General features: G+C 62.8%; 13 protein-coding genes. 1 reads left to right on the top strand and 12 read right to left on the bottom strand.

Annotated features, from left to right (window positions below):
- Positions 1-62: 62 nt before the first annotated feature.
- From GGQ68_RS15555 to GGQ68_RS15515, 9 genes are all read right to left on the bottom strand, one after another.
- Positions 63-2,087: an NADPH-dependent 2,4-dienoyl-CoA reductase gene (locus GGQ68_RS15555; protein WP_183967602.1), complete on the bottom strand. Its 2,025-nt coding sequence runs from the start codon at positions 2,085-2,087 to the stop codon at positions 63-65.
- A gap of 265 nt (positions 2,088-2,352) precedes the next feature.
- Complete coding sequence (msrA, locus tag GGQ68_RS15550) at positions 2,353-2,859, bottom strand: peptide-methionine (S)-S-oxide reductase MsrA (RefSeq protein WP_183967600.1); 507 nt, start codon at positions 2,857-2,859, stop codon at positions 2,353-2,355.
- Positions 2,859-3,305 carry a peptide-methionine (R)-S-oxide reductase MsrB gene (gene msrB / locus GGQ68_RS15545; protein WP_183967599.1) on the bottom strand — a complete coding sequence of 149 codons (447 nt, stop codon included), beginning with the start codon at positions 3,303-3,305 and terminating at the stop codon, positions 2,859-2,861. Before msrB ends, msrA begins: the two co-directional genes overlap by 1 nt.
- Before the next feature lie 418 nt (positions 3,306-3,723).
- Positions 3,724-4,746 (bottom strand): tRNA epoxyqueuosine(34) reductase QueG, encoded by a 1,023-nt coding sequence (gene queG, locus GGQ68_RS15540; RefSeq protein WP_221235616.1) that lies wholly within the window; start codon positions 4,744-4,746, stop codon positions 3,724-3,726.
- Positions 4,747-4,843: 97 nt separating this feature from the next.
- Complete coding sequence (gene fzlA, locus GGQ68_RS15535; protein ID WP_183967597.1) at positions 4,844-5,509, bottom strand: FtsZ-binding protein FzlA; 666 nt, start codon at positions 5,507-5,509, stop codon at positions 4,844-4,846.
- Positions 5,510-5,624: 115 nt separating this feature from the next.
- Positions 5,625-6,374 carry a monofunctional biosynthetic peptidoglycan transglycosylase gene (gene mtgA, locus GGQ68_RS15530; protein WP_183967596.1) on the bottom strand — a complete coding sequence of 250 codons (750 nt, stop codon included), beginning with the start codon at positions 6,372-6,374 and terminating at the stop codon, positions 5,625-5,627.
- A gap of 302 nt (positions 6,375-6,676) precedes the next feature.
- Positions 6,677-11,221: a glutamate synthase large subunit gene (gene gltB / locus GGQ68_RS15525; protein ID WP_183967595.1), complete on the bottom strand. Its 4,545-nt coding sequence runs from the start codon at positions 11,219-11,221 to the stop codon at positions 6,677-6,679.
- A gap of 151 nt (positions 11,222-11,372) precedes the next feature.
- Entirely contained in the window at positions 11,373-12,062 is a 690-nt protein-coding gene (locus GGQ68_RS15520) for a hypothetical protein (protein WP_183967593.1), read from the bottom strand.
- Positions 12,063-12,217: 155 nt separating this feature from the next.
- The gene (locus GGQ68_RS15515) at positions 12,218-13,657 is read right to left on the bottom strand and encodes an NAD(P)-dependent oxidoreductase (protein WP_183967591.1); all 1,440 of its coding nucleotides are present in this window, start codon (positions 13,655-13,657) and stop codon (positions 12,218-12,220) included.
- 232 nt (positions 13,658-13,889) lie between these two features.
- Here GGQ68_RS15515 and GGQ68_RS15510 point away from each other — a divergent pair, with 232 nt between their 5' ends.
- A complete protein-coding gene (locus GGQ68_RS15510; protein ID WP_183967589.1) occupies positions 13,890-14,696 on the top strand; it encodes an undecaprenyl-diphosphate phosphatase in 807 nt (268 codons plus the stop codon).
- A 75-nt stretch (positions 14,697-14,771) separates the two neighbouring features.
- On the opposite strand, the gene rlmH is transcribed toward GGQ68_RS15510, so the two are convergent.
- From rlmH to GGQ68_RS15495, 3 genes are all read right to left on the bottom strand, one after another.
- Positions 14,772-15,242, bottom strand: coding sequence for a 23S rRNA (pseudouridine(1915)-N(3))-methyltransferase RlmH (rlmH, locus tag GGQ68_RS15505; RefSeq protein WP_183967587.1), 471 nt, complete (start codon positions 15,240-15,242; stop codon positions 14,772-14,774).
- Positions 15,243-15,249: 7 nt separating this feature from the next.
- Positions 15,250-15,609, bottom strand: a complete 360-nt coding sequence (gene rsfS, locus GGQ68_RS15500) for a ribosome silencing factor (RefSeq protein ID WP_183967585.1) — start codon at positions 15,607-15,609, stop codon at positions 15,250-15,252.
- Positions 15,610-15,831: 222 nt separating this feature from the next.
- On the bottom strand, positions 15,832-18,162 hold the full coding sequence (locus GGQ68_RS15495; RefSeq protein WP_183967582.1) for an aldehyde dehydrogenase family protein: 2,331 nt from the start codon (positions 18,160-18,162) through the stop codon (positions 15,832-15,834).
- Positions 18,163-18,219: the final 57 nt, after the last annotated feature.

The following is an 18,219-nucleotide window of genomic DNA, read 5'->3' as shown; positions in this document are numbered from 1 at the left end:
TCCATGATCGGCGGCAGCCTTACGCAAGGCAAACGATCAAAAAGATGATGCAGCCCCCGTTCCTACAGCGTCGCCGCCAACCGCACGCCCTGGTCAATCGCGCGCTTGGCATCCAGCTCTGCGGCCACATCCGCGCCCCCGATCACGTGACACGACACGCCCGCAGCCTCCAGATCATCCGCCAGAGACCGCTCACTCACCTGCCCTGCGCACAGCACCACCGTATCGCAGGCGATGACCTCGGGCCGTTCGCGCGCCTCTCCGTAAGAGATATGCAATCCGTCGTCGTCGATGTGCTCGTAATTCACGCCCGCTTTCATCTGCACGCCCTTCATCTGCAGCCCGGCACGGTGAATCCAGCCGGTTGTCTTGCCCAAGCGCTTGCCGGGCTTCTCCGCCTTGCGCTGCAACAGCGTCACATGCCGCAAAGGTGCGGCAGGCTGCGGCCCCTCCGGCGACAGTCCAGACCGTTGATCCGCCGGGTCTGTCACGCCCCATTCACGCATCCACTCCGGCAGGCTCTCTGTCGGGCTGTCCCCGGTAACGAGATATTCGGACACGTCAAACCCGATGCCCCCTGCCCCGATCACAGCCACTCGACCGCCGGCCTCGACCTTGCCGCGCAGCACGTCGATGTAGCCGGTAACCTTTGGGTGGTCCTGCCCAGCGATCTCCGGATCCCGCGGCGACACCCCTGTGGCGACGATCACCGTGTCGAACGCACTCAGCGCGTCGGCGTCAACGTGCTGGCCCAATCGCAGTTCGACGCCCGCTTCGTTCAGGGCCGCGCCAAACCACTCCACCAGCCCGTGAAATTCCTCCTTGCCCGGAACCTGCTTTGCCATGTTCAATTGACCGCCGATCTCATCGTGCGCGTCGAACAACACCACCCGATGCCCACGCTCCGCCGACGTTATGGCCGAGGCCATGCCCGCCGGACCCGCTCCCACAACCGCCACGGACTTCGCCACCTCTGCTGGTGTGACCACCAGCTCTGTCTCGAACCCTGCCTTTGGGTTCACCAGACAGGACGACACCTTGCCGGAAAACGTGTGATCCAGACAGGCCTGGTTGCAGGCGATGCAGGGCGCGATCAGGTCGGCGCGGCCTTGGGCGGCCTTGTTCACGAAATCCGGATCCGCAAGGAAAGGCCGCGCCATTGACACCATATCGGCGCAACCGTCCGCCAGTATCCCCTCCGCCACGTCCGGCGTATTGATCCGATTTGACGTGATCAGCGGCACCGACACCTTGCCCATCAGCTTTTGCGTCACCCAGGCAAAGGCCGCGCGCGGCACAGATGTGGCGATGGTGGGGACCCGCGCTTCGTGCCAGCCGATGCCGGTGTTGATGATCGTCGCCCCGGCGGCCTCCACCGCTTGGGCCAGCATCACCACCTCCTCATGGGTGGACCCGTTCGGGATCAGGTCGATCATCGACAGCCGGAAAATCACGATGAAGTCCTCGCCCACCGCAGCGCGCACACGCTTGACCACCTCCACCGGCAGGCGCATCCGGTTCTCATACGACCCGCCCCAGCGGTCCGTGCGCTTGTTGGTGTGGGACACAAGAAACTGGTTCAGGAAATATCCTTCGGAGCCCATGATCTCCACGCCGTCGTATCCCGCTTCGCGCGCGCGGGCGGCAGAGGTGGCCATGTCGGCGATCTGCTTCTCGATCCCGTCTTCGTCCAGCGCCTTCGGCGGAAATGGTGAAATCGGTGATTTGATCGCACTGGGCGCGACGCACTCAGGTCCGTAGGCATACCGACCGGCGTGCAGGATTTGCATGGCAATCTTGCCGCCTGCTGCGTGCACGCGGTCCGTCACGATCCGGTGGTTGGAGATATCCTGTTGGGAAAACAAGCCGGCAGCGCCGGGAAACACCCCACCTTCGACATTGGGAGCCATGCCGCCTGTCACCATAAGACCGACACCGCCCCGCGCCCGCGTGGCATAGAATTCCGCCACCCGGTTCCAATCGCCGCGTTCTTCAAGGTTGGTGTGCATCGACCCCATCAACACGCGATTTTTCAGCGTGGTGAACCCAAGGTCGAGCGGACGCAGCAGATGCGGATACGTGGTCATGGTGAAACCTCCCTGTCTCAGGGCACAGCACACACCATCACTTTGACCTTGTCACCCTTCTACGTCACGTCAGATCGGCACAGGTCATCCGCAAGCCCCTTCGGGACGGTGGGCGGGGCGCCTTTGCGCCTGCGCAAATAGCGTCCGACCCCGTCCTGAACCTCGGATCACCGACCGGACGGGTGCCCTCGTTGGCCGCCTCGACGCCCAACGCCGCATGCCCGCAGGGATCGTAGCGCCCCACGAGGCGCCCGTATCAACACCGTCATTCAGCGGCGGACCGCCTCGGCAACACCCACCCGGGCCTCGGATAATGGCAGGTATACCCGGTCGGAAGCCTTTGCAGGTAATCCTGGTGCTCCGGCTCAGCCGCCCAGAAATCACCCACCGGCTCCACCTCGGTCACCACCTTGCCGGGCCACAGGCCAGACGCGTCCACATCGGCAATGGTGTCCAACGCAACGTCCCTTTGCGCCTCATTCACATAATAGATGGCGGAGCGATAGCTCATGCCCACGTCATTTCCCTGCCGGTTGGGCGTTGACGGATCGTGGATCTGAAAGAAGAACTCCAGCAACTGCCGATAACTTGTCTTCTCCGGATCAAAGATGATTTCGATCCCTTCAGCATGGGTTCCATGGTTGCGATAGGTCGCGTTGGGCACATCACCGCCGGTGTACCCGACGACGGTCTTTTCGACGCCGGGCAGCTTGCGGATCAGATCCTGCATGCCCCAGAAACAACCGCCCGCCAGAACAGCACGTTCGCTCATCACACGTCCTCCACTTGATCGATATATGAGCCGTAGCCTTCGGCTTCCATGTCTTCCTTCGCGATGAACCGCAACGCCGCCGAGTTGATGCAATACCGCAATCCGCCGCGCTCCTGTGGTCCGTCCGGGAACACGTGGCCCAGATGGCTGTCTCCGTGCCGCGAGCGCACTTCGGTGCGCACCATGCCCATAGCGGTGTCGCGCAGCTCGACGATGTTGTCCGGCTCGATGGGTTTCACAAAGCTCGGCCAGCCACAGCCGGATTCGTACTTTGCAGCGCTGGCGAAAAGCGGCTCGCCGGAGACGATGTCGACGTAAATCCCGGTGGCCTTGTTTCCAAGGTATTCCCCGGTACCCGGACGCTCCGTGCCGCTTTGCTGGGTGACGCGGTACTGCTCCGGGGTCAACTGTTCGATAACCTCCGGCCGTCGTTCATAATTTGCCATTGTGTACCTCCATTCGGCTGTCTTGCGTTAAATGGGGTCTGTTGCCGTAAAGCAAAGGGGCGGCGAAACATTGCACACAGCTTCGTGGGGGAGGGTTGCGAGAAAGGTCACGGCCTGCCATGTAACAGGCGGGTGACGACAGCTTTCTCCCAAGACCGCAAGAGTCGCCTCGGGCGCGGAGATGGCAGCTCTGCGCCCGTCACACCCACCCCATGACACCGCAGTTTGCATGCACCATCAAGGGGCAACCGAAAACGGTTACCTATTACCTTAGCCATAGAGTGATTTTTGTGTTGGCAGCACGTCCCCCACTCGGCCTGACGACTTCAACATGCTTTTTTATCGCATGCAAGAGTCGGATTGACTTGGCGTCCATCGAACCGACAGTCTTCTTGAGAATGTGGCCTCTGCGCCGCGCTCAATCCACAGGTTGTGTCACGGCCCACCGCGCTGCGTCGCGCACCGTCGCGTCATCATCCTCGCACAACGGCCGCGCAGCCTCCCGCAGACGCGCCTCACCTGCATTGCCGATTGCGTAAAGCACGTTGCGCACCATGCGATCCCGGCCAATCCGCTTGATCGGAGAGCCGGAAAACCGCGCCCGGAATGCGGCGTCGTCCAGCCTCACCAAGTCCGTCAAAACAGGCGCCCCCACCTTGTGTTCATACTTCACCTCAGAGGCCGCCTGCGCAAACTTGTTCCATGGACAGACCGCCAGACAGTCGTCGCACCCGTAAATCCGGTTGCCCAGTCCGGGGCGCAGGGCTTCGTCCACCGGACCGCTGTGTTCGATCGTCAGGTAGGAAATGCACCGCCGGGCGTCCAATTGATAGGGCGCCGGAAACGCCCCCGTCGGGCAGACATCCAGACACTTGCGACACGATCCGCAGTGGTCCACCTCGGCGCCGTCCACCTCCAGATCCAAGGTGGTAAAGATGCAGCCGAGAAAGAACCAGGACCCCAAACGGCGGCTGACAAGGTTGGTGTGCTTGCCCTGCCACCCCAACCCGGCCGCCTGCCCCAGCGGCTTTTCCATCACCGGGGCCGTATCGACGAACACCTTGATTTCAGGCGAGGTTCCAGCCGCATCAATCAACCAGCGCCCCAGCCGCTTGAGCCGCTTCTTGACCACGTCGTGATAATCGCGCCCTTGGGCATAAACGCTGACCGCGCCACGGTCCCGTTCTGACAAGACGGCCAGAGGATCGCTCTCCGGGCCATAATTTTCTGCCAGCATGATCACGGACCGCGCCTCCGGCCAAAGCGCCGCGGGATCGCCACGCCAGTTCATGCGCTCCGCCATCCACCCCATCTGCCCATGCCGACCCTCGGCGACAAAGGCCTGCAAGCGCGCCATGACCTCTGGCACATCCGTCGGACGGCAGATGCGGCAGTCAGAGAACCCGACCGCGCCCGCTTCCGTTTTCAGCGCTGTGGTCAGATCGGTCACGCGGTCACCCTGCTTCTTGGCTTTTCAAATACTCCGGGGATGTCCCAATGGGACGGGGCAGCGCCCCCCCCTGCCCCGAAAGGCGGGTTCAAAAATCCAAGTCGGCGTAATGCGCGGGCGGTGGGAAACCCGGCACCTGATCCGCAAGGATCGACCGGAAAGCCGGGCGCGATTTGATCTTCGCATACCAATCCTTGACCGCCTCGCTGCGGTTCCAGTCCACATCAGAGATATAGTCCAGAGACGACAGATGCGCGGCAGCGGCAAAATCCGCCAACGTCATGGAATCACCCGCCAACCAACGGCGATGCTCCAGCAACCAAGCGAGGTAATCGAGATGATATTTGATCGCCTTCGCGCCGGACTTCACATTCCCCGAATCCGGAAAACCGGCCTTCATCACCTTCTTGTTCACCCGTTCATACAGCAGCTTGGACGTGACTTCGTTGTGAAACTTGTCGTCAAACCATCCCACCAGGCGCCGCACCTCATAGCGGGCATCCGGTGACCGCGGCATCAGCGAGGGGTCCGAGTATTTTTCCTCGATCCACTCACAAATGGCAGATGATTCGGCCATCGTCTTGCCGTCCATGCGCAGGATCGGCACCTTGGCTGCCGGATTGCGCCGCAGGAAATCGGGGTCCTTCTCCCAGTAGCGCTCCTCCACCAATTCGCATTCGATCTTTTTCTCGGCGAGGCTCAGCCGCACCTTGCGGCAGAACGGAGAAAGGGGAACGTGATACAGCTTGGCCATGATAATCCTGCGTTTCGGGAATGCCTTCTAATAGAGTCCATCGCCACCCGGTTTCAAGCGCCCGCCGCAGGTTGCGCCCCTCTGCGGACCACAAGCAGGCTGCCTCCCGCCGATTTCAGCCGGCCTGACCGCCCTCAAAGCATGCCGCCCGGCCATCCGCCGCGATGGTCGCCGCCCCATCCATGATCGCCTGAGCCCGCCGGCTCACGGCCTTCGAAGGACGGCCAGCATCCCGCGTTCTGGGGCTGGGCAAGACAGCCGCCAGCAAAGCCGCCTGTCGCGCGGTCAAAGCCTCCGGCCCGACGCCGAAATAATGCCAGGAGGCCGCTTCCACCCCGAACACGCCCTCGCCGAACTCCGCCACGTTGAGATAGACCTCGAGAATACGTCGCTTGGACCAGATGCCTTCGACCAAGGGTGTCAGCCCGGCCTCCAACCCCTTGCGCAGCCAGGACCGCTCTTGCCAGAGATAGACGTTCTTCACCACCTGCTGGCTCAGGGTGGAGCCGCCACGCTGCGCCCCTTCCGCAATGGCGGCGCGGATCGCCGTCATGTCGAATCCCCAGTGTTCGCAGAAATTGGCATCCTCGGCCGCCACGACGGAACGGCCCATCACCGGGGCGACATCCTCGAATCGGACCCAGGACCGGTCCACAGAGCCAAGGCGCTGCTTCTCGCTCCAGATCGTATGCGTGGTGGGCGGGTTCAGCACGGTAAACGCCGCCACCGCCAGAACGACAAAGGCTGCCATCCCCAAAGCTCCTATATACACAAGGCGTTTCAGCCGCCGCCGCAAAGGCAACTTCGTCTTGTCCTGCTTGCGCGCCTTGCTCTTGGGCGTCGATTTTGTCCGTTTGGTAGCCATGTCCCCTGTCTACACACCCGTGCCAAAGGGGCTAGCAGAAAAACGAGACGGCACCGCAGCGGTCGCCGCCTGACGTGACCCGGACATCAACGGCCTTCGCCGGCCGCCCCAAATCTGTACCACGCTAAACCCGAATAATATCCTTACGGACAAGGAACTGAACATCAGCCCGCGACATGTGCGGTGGACCAGAAAATATTGTCCCCGCCCAACATCAGGCAAACCACCACAAAGCCTACCCTCAGAAACCAAGAACGCCCCGAGGTTTCCCCCGGGGCGTGTGATTTCAAAGCGAGGCCAGCTTACTCCGCCGGCACCGCCACGGCGTCTTCGATGCCCAGCGGATGCGGGATCTTGTTCAGCATCTCTTTCGGGCAGACCTGAACGAAGTTGCCCTTCTCCAGATCCCAATGCTGCAGGATCTCTGCGGCCTTTTGAGAGCGCGTTTCCTCCGCATGGCGTTGGATCAGGCCCAACAGCTGATCTTCCCACGCAGACACGGTCACCTTGCAGGTCACGAGGCTTTCCATGTTCATCAACGCGTCGGCCTTGCCTTCGGGATCGTACAGATACGCCATGCCGCCGGTCATCCCCGCGCCAAAGTTCGCACCGATCTCCCCCAGGATCACCGCCACGCCCCCGGTCATGTATTCACACCCGTTGGAGCCGCAGCCCTCGACCACAACCTTCGCGCCGGAGTTGCGGACCGCGAAGCGTTCACCCGCCTTGCCTGCCGCGAACAGATAGCCGTCGGTCGCACCGTACAGGACAGTGTTGCCGATGATCGTGTTCTCCGACGCCTTGAGCGGCGACACCAGCGGCGGGCGCACAACGATCGTGCCCCCCGACAGGCCCTTGCCCACGTAGTCGTTGGCGTCGCCCGACACTTCGAGCTTCAGCCCCGGCGCGGCAAAGGCGCCCAGCGACTGCCCGGCAGAGCCGGTCAGCTTGATGTGCAGGTGATCGGGCTGCAACGCGTTGCGCATCCCGAACTTCGACTCGATGTGGCTCGACACCCGCGTGCCCACTGTCCGGTGCGTGTTCATCACGGCATAGGACAGCTGCATCTTTTCGCCATCCTGCAAGAAGCGTGCGGCGTCGCGCACGATTTCCGCATCCAGCGTATCAGGCACCGGGTTGCGCGGCTTGTCGCGGTTGTAGACGTTCTTGTCGGACCCATCGACGCGGATCAGCAGCGGGTTCAGGTCCAGATCGTCAAGATGCTCTGCACCGCGCGACACCTGCGTCAGCAGGTCCGCACGACCGATCACCTCATCCAGCGACCGCGCACCGATCTCGGCCAGGATTTCGCGCACTTCGGTCGCATAGAAGGAGATCAGGTTGACCACCTTGTCCGCGTTGCCGGTGAACTTGTCCCGCAGGGCTTCGTCCTGAGTACACACGCCCACCGGGCAGGTGTTGGACTGGCACTGGCGCACCATGATGCAGCCCATGGCGATCAGCGCCGCGGTGCCGATGCCGAACTCTTCGGCCCCCATCATGGCCGCCATGACGATGTCCCGCCCGGTGCGCAAACCACCGTCCGTGCGCAGCGTCACGCGCGAGCGCAGGTTGTTCATCGACAGCACCTGATGCGCCTCCGACAGCCCCATCTCCCACGGCAGACCGCAATGCTTGATCGAGGTCGCAGGCGATGCGCCCGTGCCGCCGTTGTGGCCCGAGATCAGGATGACGTCGGCCTTCGCCTTTGCCACGCCTGCCGCGATTGTGCCCACTCCAGACGACGCCACCAGCTTCACCGTCACCTTGCAGCGCGGGTTGATCTGCTTGAGGTCGTAGATCAGCTGCGCGAGGTCCTCGATCGAGTAGATGTCGTGGTGCGGCGGTGGCGAGATCAGGGTCACGCCCTTGGTCGAATGCCGAAGACGCGCAATCAGGTCGGTGACCTTCATGCCCGGAAGCTGACCGCCCTCGCCGGGCTTGGCCCCCTGCGCGACCTTGATTTCCAGCTCTTCGCAGTGGTTCAGGTATTCGGCGGTCACACCGAAACGGCCCGACGCCACCTGCTTGATCTTGGCGGACGGGTTGTCGCCGTTGGGCTCCGGCACGAAGTGCGCCGGATCTTCGCCGCCTTCACCGGAATCCGACTTTGCGCCGATCCGGTTCATCGCGATGTTCAACGTCTTGTGCGCCTCCGGCGACAGCGCGCCCAGCGACATCCCCGGCGTCACGAACCGCTTGCGGATCGAGGTGATCGATTCGACTTCTTCAAGCGGGACGGACGCGCCCAGCGGCTTCACCGCCAGCAGGTCACGCAAATGGATCGGCGGGTTCGCCTGCATCGCGTTGGAATACTGCTTCCACAGCTCGTAGGACGCGCGGTCACAGGCGGACTGCATCAGGTGCATGGTCTGCGCACCCCACGCATGGGTCTCGCCCGATTTGCGCGCCTTGTAGAAGCCACCAATGGGCAGCACGTCGCGCCCGTTCTTGAAGCCCAGCGCATGGACCTGCTCGGCCTTGTGCTGGATACCGTTCACACCGATCCCCGAGATACGGGAAATCATGCCGGGGAAGTATTCGGCACACATGGCGCGGGACAGGCCCACCGCCTCGAAGTTCAGACCGCCGCGATAGGACGACACGACCGAGATACCCATCTTGGACATGATCTTCAGCAGACCCTGGTCGATGGCCTCGCGGTATTTCGCCACGGCTTGGTTCAGCGTCATATCGAGCAGACCGCGCTTGATACGGTCGGCAAGGCTGTCTTCGGCCAGATAGGGGTTCACGATGGTCGCACCGGCGCCGATCAGCACCGCAAAGTAATGCGGGTCGATGCATTCCGCCGACCGCACGGTGATCGAGCAGAAGGTCCGCAACCCCTTGCGCGTCAGGTGGCTGTGCACCGCGCTGGTGGCCAGGATCATCGGCATCGCAACGCGATCCTCCGAGGTGCCTTCATCCGTCAGGATCAAATGCCCCGCGCCGGAAGACACAGCCTCTTCGGCCTCTGCCCGAATGCGGGCGAGGTTGTCACGCAGCTCGTTTTTGCCAGCCCCGAACGTGCAGTCGATGGTCGTGGAGGTCGCGTTGAAGTTCTCCTTCAGCGCGTCGAACTGCGCATTGGCCACGAAAGGCGTGTCCAGCACGAGGATCTCTGTCTGCGACGAGGATTCGTCCAGCACGTTCTTGAGGTTGCCGAACCGTGTCTTCAGCGACATCACGCGGAATTCGCGCAGGCTGTCGATCGGCGGGTTGGTCACCTGGGAGAAGTTCTGGCGGAAGAAATGCGACAGCGGGCGGTACTTCTTGGACAGCACGGCAGAGGGCGTATCGTCGCCCATAGAGGCCAGCTGCTCCTTGCCGTCCTCGGCCATCGGCGCAAGGATCTGTTCCAGCTCCTCGATGGTGTAGCCGGCAGCGATCTGACGCCGACGCAGCTCTGCGCCCTCGAACAGCGGCTTTTCGGTGACCTCGGCCAGCGGCCCGTCCAGCTCGTTGATCTTGCCAACCCAGTCACCGAACGGCTGCGATGCGGCCAGAACGTCCTTGATCTCGGTGTCGTGGAACAGCTTGCCCTCGGCCATGTCGACCGCGATCATCTGCCCCGGGCCAAGCGCGCCTTTTTCACGCACGGTCGCCTCGTCCACCGGCACCATGCCCGCCTCGGACCCGGCGATCAGCATACCGTCGCCGGTCACGACATACCGCATCGGGCGCAGGCCGTTGCGGTCCAGACCGCCACAGACCCAGCGACCATCGGTCATCGCCAGCGCGGCAGGACCGTCCCACGGCTCCATCACCGAGTTGCAGTAGGAATACATGTCGCGCCACGCCTCGGGCAGCTCGACCGCCTGCTTGGACCAGCTTTCGGGGATCAGCATGGTCTTGGCCATCGGGGCGTTGCGGCCCGCGCGCACCAGAACCTCGAACACGCCATCCAGCGCCGCCGAATCAGACGCGCCATTTGCGATGATCGGCTTGATGTCTTCGGCCAGATCGCCAAACGCCGACGACGCCATGCGGATCTCGTGCGACTTCATCCAGTTGACGTTGCCCTTCAGCGTGTTGATCTCGCCGTTGTGCGCCAGCATGCGGAACGGCTGCGCCAGCCACCACTGCGGGAAGGTGTTGGTGGAATAGCGCTGGTGATAGATCGCAAAGGCGCTCTCGAACCGCTCATCCTGAAGGTCGGGGTAGAATTCCGCCACCTGTTCCGCCAGCATCATGCCCTTGTAGATGATGGACCGGCAGGACAGCGAGGCGATGTACAACCCGCCGTTGCCCGCAACGCCAGCCGCCGCAGCCGCCTTTTCGATGCGACGACGGATGACATAGAGCTCACGCTCGAACTGTTCCTCATCCACGCCGCGCGCGTTGGAAATCAGGATCTGCTCGATCTCGGGGCGCGTGGCGTTCGCCTTCTCGCCAAGGCAGCCGACATTCACCGGGACGTGGCGCCAGCCGTAGATGGAATGGCCCATGCGCAGCACTTCGGTCTCGACGATGGTCCGGCAGGCTTCCTGCGCGCCGAAGTCCGTGCGCGGCAAAAACACCTGACCCACGGCCATGCGCTGGTCCATGCGCGGCGTGTGGCCGGTGCGCTCCACCTGATCGTAAAAGAAGGGGGCCGGGATCTGAACGTGGATGCCTGCGCCGTCGCCGGTCATGCCATCCGCATCCACCGCGCCGCGGTGCCAGATTGCCTTCAGTGCGGAAATGCCCGCCTCCACAACCTTGCGCGACGGTTTGCCGTCAAGGCTCACCGCAAGGCCCACACCGCACGACGAATGCTCCTCGCTCTCGTGGTACATGCCGTTTTCCGACATCCACTTGCGCTTGGCTTCCTCGTTGCGCACCCATTCAGCGTCAAACTTGGTCATGGCTCACGCCCTCCATATAGGCCACGCCGGGTGGCCGTCTCATCCGTTCGGTCCCCCGCAGGCGACCAGATTACATCCCAAGATCCGGCCGCAACCTCGCCTTGGTTCAAATTCACTCAGGACGCGGGGGGAGCCCGCCGTCCCCAATCCTCTAGCGCAGGGCGCTCATCATCATTCCACAGTCGTAGACAGGCGTGACCGAAGCAAAGCCCGGCTCGCCGGGATAGATGAACTCCTGTGGCGTGCGGTCGAACGACGACGACACGCCATCGAACACACTGGTGCCCCGCCCGGCAAAGAACCGTTGGTGCGTATCAGACACATATTCCGAACCGGAATACGTCCCGATCTCGCTGCCATCGGCGCGCTGATAGGTCACCTCGAACACCGTGCGGTGCAGCAGCTCGCCGTCCAGCAGCACGTTGCGCTCGACGATACGATCCTCGCCGAACACACGCTCCACCGATCCATCCGCGCGACGCTGCTGGAAATCGAACGCGTCCTGCCCGGTTTCGATCAGGGCTGTCACGTCTGACGGATCCTTCACCGGCATCACCGTTACCGTTTCACGGCCCGATGCGATGTCGATGCTGGACAGCCACTGCGCCTGAGCGTCGATGCGGCTGATAAAGATCGGCCCCTGCTCCACGTAGACAGCGCGCCACTGGTCAGAGCCGCTGGCCGCACAGCTATAATGATGCTCGACGCGGCATTCCTTCATCTGCACCGTCAGAAAGGTCTCGCAGCCTGCGGGCGCCTGGAACACGTCTGCCGCCTGCGCGCACAAGGGCATCAGGGCCAACAGCCCCGCGATGCTCAAGTGACGCATTGCTTCAGACATATTTCACCTCTCCCACAGTTCAGGTCAGCCTTGCAGACCTTTAACCTTTACGCGTTCCCACGTGAGCGGTCTTAACAACCGACCGGTTTGCCCCGCGTTTCCGGTCGGATTGCACACCCTGAAGGCGATACATCCGAGCGGAAAACACGCTTGAGTTACTCCGCAGCAACCGATGCTTTGGCGTTGAAGTCTTCCAGAATGGCTTCGACACAGTCGCGGCCATCGCGGATTGCCCAGACGACAAGGCTCGCGCCACGCACGATATCACCGATGGCATAGACGCCATCCAGCGCGGTGCGCCCGGTGGTGAACTCGGCCTTCACGGTGCCCCAGCGGGTCACGTCCAGCCCGTCCACACCCCAGAGGGTCGGCAGCTCTTCCGGCTCAAACCCAAGCGCCTTCACAACCAGATCTGCAGGCTCGTCATAGTCGGACCCTTCGATCAGCTCGGGACGTTGACGGCCCGTGGCATCCGGCGCGCCAAGGCGCATTTTCTGCACCGTCACCGCACTGACAACGTCACCGCCCTTGAAGCCCGCAGGCGCGGTCAGCCACTCGAACACGACGCCTTCTTCTTCGGCGTTCTGCACTTCGCGCTGCGAACCGGGCATGTTGGTACGGTCACGACGGTACAGGCATTTCACCGACGAAGCGCCCTGCCGGATCGCCGTCCGCACGCAGTCCATGGCCGTGTCGCCGCCACCGATGACGACCACATTCTTGCCCTTGGCGTTCAGCGTGCCGTCCTCGAAGTCCGCAACCGTGTCGCCAAAGTTCGCGGATTTGTTCGATGCGGTCAGGTAGTCCAGCGCCTTCACGATGCCCTTGGCGCCCGCACCGGGACCGCCGAGGTCACGCGACTTGTAGACGCCCGTGGCGATGATCACCGCATCATGTTGTGCGCGGATCTCGTCAAAGGACATGGTGTCGCCGACGTTGCAGTTCTGGACAAAGCGCACGCCGCCCTGCTCCAGCTGCTCGACCCGGCGCATGACCACTTCCTTTTCCAACTTGAAGCCGGGGATGCCGTAGGTCAGCAAACCGCCCGCGCGGTCGTAGCGGTCGTAGACCGTGACCTGCACGCCAGCGCGGCGCAGCATGTCCGCCGCCGCCAATCCGCCGGGGCCCGCGCCAATGATGCCGACGCTTTCGGACCGCTCGTGAGAGGGAGACGCCGGCTTGACCCAGCCCTTTTCCCAGGCGGTGTCTGTGATGTACTTCTCGACAGAGCCGATGGTCACGGTGCCATGGCCGGACTGCTCGATCACGCAGTTGCCTTCGCACAGACGGTCCTGCGGGCAAATGCGGCCGCAGATCTCCGGAAACGTGTTGGTGGCCTGGCTGACCTCATAGGCTTCCTGCAAACGGCCGGTTGCCGTCAGGTTCAGCCAATCAGGGATATTGTTGTGCAGGGGGCAGTGGCTCTGGCAATAGGGCACGCCACACTGCGAACAGCGAGACGCTTGCTCGTGGGCCTTCGCCTCTGCATACTCCGCGTAAATCTCGTCGAAATCCTTGTTGCGGACAGTAGCCTCCCGCTTTTCGGGCATTTCCCGCGCGGTGGTAACGAATTTCAACATCGGCTGCTTTGCCATGTGTCGCTGAACCTCTTCAAGGAGTAGACTTCAGGGGTGTGCGGCTTCTTTACCCGACGCCCCCAGCAAATAAAAGTCACAAGTGCTGACCTATTTGCGCTTTTCCACCTACTTAAGGCGGATATTTCAGGTGACCCCAAGAATATTTAGGTCCGAACCGGACGTTTATTCCCGCTTTTCTTTCGGAAACAGCGTCTTATACCCAAGGCATACTATATTCAGGATAACGCCAATGCCTTTGTTCTACCTAATGATTCTTGCGCTGGTCCAAGGCGTTACGGAATTTCTTCCGATCTCGTCCTCTGGTCACCTTATTCTGCTCCCGAATCTCACGGGCATGGCAGATCAGGGACAAGCGATTGATGTCGCAGTGCATGTCGGCACTCTGGGGGCTGTGATCCTCTACTTCTGGCATGACGTCCGCGAGGCAGCGCTTGGAACGCCCCGCATGTTGACGGGTCGCACCGACACCCCCGGATCGCGGCTCGCCTTCCTCCTGCTGGTCGCCACCATCCCCGTGATCATCGCCGGACTGATCCTCAAGATCACGGGCCTGAACGACCTGCTGCGGTCAACCGCGGTGATCGGCTGGACGATGTTGGTTTTCGGCATCCTACTCTATTGGGCGGACAAGACAGGCCCGGAAATCAAGGAAGATCACGATTGGAACCTGCCTGACGCCATAAAAATGGGCCTATGGCAGGCCGTTGCCCTGATTCCGGGCACCTCGCGTTCGGGCATCACGATCACCGCCGCGCGCATGCTGGGCTACAAACGCCAGGACGGCGCAAAGCTCGCGATGCTCATGTCGATCCCGACGATCCTGGCTTCCGGCACGCTGCTTGGCCTCGAAGTGGCCTCCGAAGCCAATGCCGCGCTCATGCGCGACGCAGCCATCGGCGCAGCCTTTGCCTTTGTCGCCGCCTTCGGTGCGCTTGCGCTCATGATGCGCCTGCTGAAATCTGTCAGCTTTACACCTTACGTCATTTACCGGGTGATCCTTGGCCTTATCCTGCTTGGCATTGCCTACACCGGCTGACGCAAGAGTTTGATGTCTGCCGGCTGATACTATCCCGGGAGCGACGCTCTCGGGGTGGCGCACAAATCAGCCTCGTCAGACCCGGTGATACGGTGCGCCGCCAAGGATCGACGCCGCACGATACAACTGCTCGGACAGCATCACGCGGACCAGCATGTGCGGCCAGACCATCGCACCAAAGCTCAGCGCGAAATCGGCCTCTGCCCGAAGGCCCGGATCTATTCCGTCCGCGCCGCCGATAACGATCGCCAGGTCGGAACAGCCAGTGTCCCGCCATTTTGCCAGTTGCCCGGCAAAATCAGGCGAGCTCATGACCCGCCCACGTTCATCCATGATGCAGATTTTTGCGCCGGACGGCAGCGCCTTGCGCAGCAAAGCGGCCTCTGCCGCCATGCCGCCGCCTTTGCGATCCTCGACCTCGTGCACAGTCACGGGGCCAAGCCCCATACCGCGCCCGGTCTTTTCAAAACGGTCGAGATAATCGGATATGAGTTCGCGCTCCGGACCGGCCCGCAGCCGGCCCACAACGCACAGATGCACCCTCACGTGAGTGTCAGGCCGACGCCGCCGTGGGCGCCCACATCTTTTCAAGCTGGTAGAACTCGCGCACTTCCGGGCGGAACAGGTGCACGACCACGTCGCCTGCGTCCAACAGAACCCAGTCGCCGGTTTCCTTGCCTTCCATCTTGGTCAGCAAGCCGTAATCGGCTTTCAGCTTGTCCGAAAGGATCTCAGACATCGCAGCAACCTGACGCGACGAGCGACCGGACGCGATCACCATGAAGTCGCAGACAGACGTCTTGCCGCGCAGGTCGACCTGCACGACGTCTTCGGCCTTGTTGTCATCAAGGATGGACAAAACCACGTCGCGCAATTGCTCGCTCGACGGGGTGGAATGGGTCGTGGCCGTCATGGGTTGACCCGGTGCTGCGGTATGACCCGCAAATTGCATGGCAGACAGGACATAGTCCTCCTTTGCATCGAACGCCGCACATCCCCGGCGCTGGGATAGACCTAAGATAACACCGGGTGTGTTAAATCTCAATGTCAGCCGTGTCGGCGGCTGCATTCCGCCACGGCACAGGGCCGAAGCGTTGCAAGTCGGTCAATGTTCAACCCCAGCCCGAGGCAGGTTTCAGGCGCCGTAGGGCACCCAAACGGTCTTCACCTCGGTCGCCGCGTCAAGGAAAACACGCCCCTCGCCCTGCGCCGTCAGCCAATCCCGCGCCAGCCCGTCAACCCATGTCCGCTTGACCACGCCCGCCGCGCCGCGCTCGATCTCTGCCGCCAGATCGGTGGAGGAGAAAGACCAGACGCATTCCAGATCCATATGCGTTGCCAATGGCTTGGCGAGTTCCGCATGGCTGCCCGTCAGGATATTCACCACGCCGCCCGGCACGTCCGAGGTTTCCAGCACCTGAATGAACTCCAAGGCCGCCATCGGGAACGGCTCGGACGCCACCAGAACAGCGCGGTTACCCATGGCAATGATCGGCGCCATCACGGAGACCAACCCCAGCAAGGGCGCCTCGTCCGGGCAAAGCGCGCCGATCACGCCGCAGGGTTCATTCAACGCCATGGCCACCACGCGCCCCGGCACCGGCTTCACCGCGCCTTCGAACTTGTCGCACCAGGCCGCATAGGTGAACAGGCGATCCACAGCCGCCTCGACCTCTGCCCTGCCGCCGGTCTCCCCGGTCATCCGGTCAATCAGCGCCGCAAACCCATCTGCACGCGCGGACAGGTTCTCGCCCAGATAATACAACACTTGCGCGCGATTGTGCGCCGTCGCACCGGCCCAGCCTGCGGCCCCGCGTGCCGCCTCCACCGCGTTGCGGATATCCTTGCGGTTGGCGATGGGCGCTTGCCCGATCAGTGAGCCATCCGCGCCATAGACGGCCTTGGCGTAGCCGCCGTCAGGCCGGGCCTGCTTGCCGCCGATGTACATCTTGGCGGTGCGGTCAACGGCCACAGGCTCGACCTTTTCGCCAGCGAATCCCTCGACGGGCGTGAGCGCGGGCAAATCGTCAACCAGGCGCGTGTAGCTGCGCGCGCCTTCCCAACCGCCTTCGCGGCCCCATCCGCTTTCGCGCACGCCGCCAAAGCCCGCCGCCGCGTCCATCATGTTCGACCCGTTGATCCAGACGATGCCCGACACCAGCTTCGGCGCCACATCCAGCGCGGTGTTGATGTTTTCCGACCAGACGCTTGCGGCCAGCCCGTAGCGCGTGTTGTTGGCCAGTTGCACCGCCTCCGCCGGGGTGCGGAAGGTGGTGGACACCAGCACCGGACCAAAGACCTCCTCCTGCATCAGCGGATCTGCCGGCGACAGGCCGGAGATCAGCGTCGGCGGATAAAAGCACCCCTCAGGCGCATCACCGGCGCGGAACACCTCGCCGCCGGACGCATCCACCAGCGCGGCGATGCGCGCCTTTTGCGCCGGGTCCACGATGGCCCCCACGTCGATGCATTTGTCCAATGGGTCGCCCACGCGCAGCGTCGCCATGCGCGCCTTCAGCCGGGTATGGAAATCCTCGGCGATTCCCTCCTGTACCAACAGGCGGCTTCCGGCACAGCAGACCTGGCCGCCGTTGAACCAGATGGCATCCACGACGCCTTCAATCGCCGAATCAATGTCCGCGTCCTCGAACACGATGAACGGAGACTTCCCGCCAAGCTCCAGCGACAGGGCGATCCCGCGCCCCGCCGTGGCCTCGCGGATCTTGCGCCCCACCTCGGTCGAGCCGGTAAAGGCGACCTTGTCGACTTCGGCGTTCACGACCATTTCACCCACCGCACCGTCGCCCGTGACGATGTTCAACACACCTTTCGGCAGCCCCGCCTGCTGGCAGATGTCCGCAAAGCACAAAGCCGTCAGAGACGTCCATTCGGCGGGCTTGAGCACCACGGTATTGCCCATGGCCAGTGCTGGCGCGACCTTCCACGCCAGCATCAGCAGTGGAAAGTTCCACGGGATCACCTGACCGCATACGCCCAGCGCCGCGCGTCCCGGCAGTTCCTGCTCCATCAGCTGCGCCAGACCGGCGTGATAGTAGAAATGTCGCTGCGCCAGGGGCACGTCGATGTCGCGCGCCTCACGGATCGGCTTGCCGTTGTCGAGCGTTTCCAGCACCGCGAACAGGCGCGCGTGCTTTTGCAACAGCCGCGCCAGCGCATAGAGGTAGCGCGCACGCCCCTTGCCGCCCAGCGCTTCCCACTCGGGCTGCGCCAGCCGCGCCGCATCCACCGCCGCCGCAACGTCACTGCTGGTGGCTTGGGTCAGCGTCGCCAGCACCTCTCCGGTGGCCGGGTTCCTGGACTCGAACCCCTCGCCCGGCTCGGTAAACGCCCCGTCGATGAAGTGTCCGAACCGCGCGCCGCGGTCCACGATCCACGCCAGCGCGTCGCCTGCCTGCTCCGGGGCCGGTCCATAGCTCATGGTCTCGAATATCTCTTTAACGCTCATGCCAATCTCCAGCTCCTAGACAGCTTCTCCAACTTGCCTGCTTTCTTGAGGTGCTGT

Source organism: Sagittula marina (genome assembly GCF_014196795.1).
Classification (GTDB): Bacteria; Pseudomonadota; Alphaproteobacteria; order Rhodobacterales; family Rhodobacteraceae; genus Sagittula; species Sagittula marina.
The sequence above is the reverse complement of the archived record's forward strand: the minus strand, read 5'-3'. Positions and strand labels throughout refer to the sequence as shown.

What these genes read in the sequence shown, in the direction of transcription:
- GGQ68_RS15555 (WP_183967602.1), bottom strand. Translation starts at nt 2,087, where the DNA reads ATGACCACGTATCCGCATCTGCTGCGTCCGCTCGACCTTGGGTTCACC.
- msrA (WP_183967600.1), bottom strand. Translation starts at nt 2,859, where the DNA reads ATGAGCGAACGTGCTGTTCTGGCGGGCGGTTGTTTCTGGGGCATGCAG.
- msrB (WP_183967599.1), bottom strand. Translation starts at nt 3,305, where the DNA reads ATGGCAAATTATGAACGACGGCCGGAGGTTATCGAACAGTTGACCCCG.
- fzlA (WP_183967597.1), bottom strand. Translation starts at nt 5,509, where the DNA reads ATGGCCAAGCTGTATCACGTTCCCCTTTCTCCGTTCTGCCGCAAGGTG.
- mtgA (WP_183967596.1), bottom strand. Translation starts at nt 6,374, where the DNA reads ATGGCTACCAAACGGACAAAATCGACGCCCAAGAGCAAGGCGCGCAAG.
- gltB (WP_183967595.1), bottom strand. Translation starts at nt 11,221, where the DNA reads ATGACCAAGTTTGACGCTGAATGGGTGCGCAACGAGGAAGCCAAGCGC.
- GGQ68_RS15520 (WP_183967593.1), bottom strand. Translation starts at nt 12,062, where the DNA reads ATGTCTGAAGCAATGCGTCACTTGAGCATCGCGGGGCTGTTGGCCCTG.
- GGQ68_RS15515 (WP_183967591.1), bottom strand. Translation starts at nt 13,657, where the DNA reads ATGGCAAAGCAGCCGATGTTGAAATTCGTTACCACCGCGCGGGAAATG.
- GGQ68_RS15510 (WP_183967589.1), top strand. Translation starts at nt 13,890, where the DNA reads ATGCCTTTGTTCTACCTAATGATTCTTGCGCTGGTCCAAGGCGTTACG.
- rsfS (WP_183967585.1), bottom strand. Translation starts at nt 15,609, where the DNA reads ATGACGGCCACGACCCATTCCACCCCGTCGAGCGAGCAATTGCGCGAC.
- GGQ68_RS15495 (WP_183967582.1), bottom strand. Translation starts at nt 18,162, where the DNA reads ATGAGCGTTAAAGAGATATTCGAGACCATGAGCTATGGACCGGCCCCG.